The organism is Mycobacterium attenuatum (assembly GCF_900566085.1).
Taxonomy (GTDB): Bacteria; Actinomycetota; Actinomycetes; order Mycobacteriales; family Mycobacteriaceae; genus Mycobacterium; species Mycobacterium attenuatum.
In genome coordinates this window covers 1-1095 of sequence record NZ_UPHT01000225.1, presented here as the reverse complement: position 1 = coordinate 1095, position 1095 = coordinate 1, and the positions used below count along the sequence as shown (strand labels likewise).

Sequence of the window (1095 nt, the reverse complement as noted above, 5' to 3'; positions counted from 1 at the left end):
GCTTCCGCCACCCCCGCCGTTGAAACCGGCGCCCGCGGCGCCCCCGGTGCCGCCGGTCGCGTTGCCCGATCCATAGTTGATCGCGTTACCGCCAGTCCCGCCGGCGCCGCCGGTTCCGGGGTACGCAGGGCTGGTGGGCGCCGCTCCGCCGGCACCGCCCCTGCCGCCGATGGCATTAGCCGATGCGCTGCCGCTGTCGATAGCCGCCCCGCCGCCGTTGCCCCCGGTGCCGCCGTAATTCTGAAGACCGCCCTGGCCGCCCGCCCCACCGGTACCACCGACAGCGTCATTGAGATTAAGGCCGTTAAAGATTTCCGCGTAGCCGGCGTTGCCGCCATTACCGCCGCGGCCACCTGTGATGGGGCCGCTGCCGGCGTTGCCCCCGGTGCCTCCGTTGCCGGGGCTGACTTTGCCGAGTCCGTAGGTGGTCGCGTTGCCGCCGTTACCCCCATTCCCGCCATACCCGCCCAGCGATCCACTGGCGCCGCCGTTGCCGCCGTTACCGCCGTTGCCGGTACCCACCGCATTACCGCCGGCCCCGCCTCTGCCGCCGCTGCCGTAGCTGCCGCCCGGGCCGCCTTGTCCACCGGCGCCACCATCGAACGTGCCGGACGTGGCGCTGTAGCCGGCACCACCGGTACCGCCGGTACCCCCGCTGCCGGGCGCGAGCACACCGGCGGCGCCGTCCGCGCCGGCCACCGCGCCAGGGCCACCGGCCGCGCCGCCGCTACCGCCGGCACCCACCGCACCCGGATTACCGCCGGCACCGCCGGTACCTCCGGCGGTGGTGGCGCTGGTGCCCATGCCGCCTGTGCCACCGTTACCTGGGTGCCCGGGATTACCGCCGGCACCGCCGGCTCCGCCGTTGCCGTAGGCGCCATCGCTGCTGAATAGAGCCCGTCCGTGTCCGGGAGTCCCACCCATCCCACCGGCACCACCGCTACCGCCGGTCCCGGCATCACCGGCGTCGCCGCCGTTTTGCCCCGCGGTGGCGTTCCAGCCCACACCGCCGGCTCCTCCGGTGCCGCCGGCTCCACCCACGCCCCCAGCACCGCCATCGCCGCCATTGCCCCACAACCAGCCGCCGTTACCACC

The 1095-nt window shown here is 74.5% G+C and carries 1 pseudogene; it reads right to left on the bottom strand.

From position 1 onward, the window contains the following. A pseudogene (locus EET13_RS30805) lies at nt 1-1095 on the bottom strand (PE family protein); the annotation flags it as partial.